General features: G+C 63.4%; 1 protein-coding gene. It reads right to left on the minus strand.

Annotation, left to right across the window (positions count from 1 at the left end; translation table 11 throughout):
• The coding region (locus tag ASU23_RS27495; protein WP_156423204.1) for an AMP-binding protein at window positions 1–243 on the minus strand (243 nt) is incomplete at both ends.

The following is a 243-nucleotide window of genomic DNA, read 5'->3' on the forward strand; positions in this document are numbered from 1 at the left end:
CGAAATAGCCTGACCCACAACACTCGCCGACGCATCCGCCGCCAACGCAGCATCCAACACACGATGGCTGACATGCACCGTCGTCTCCGTGATGCCGTACATGTTCACCAACGTCGGCGCACTGTCACCGCGGCGGCCGTACCAGTCCGACAAGCGTCGAAGCTCGAGCGCCTCGCCGCCGAAAACAACCCACCGCAACGACAACTCAGCGGCCTGACCGGATTCCGACGCCAACCGATCAGC

Origin of the sequence: Rhodococcus sp. KB6, assembly GCF_001445685.1 — a bacterium.
In the GTDB taxonomy this organism is placed as follows: Bacteria; Actinomycetota; Actinomycetes; order Mycobacteriales; family Mycobacteriaceae; genus Rhodococcus_F; species Rhodococcus_F qingshengii.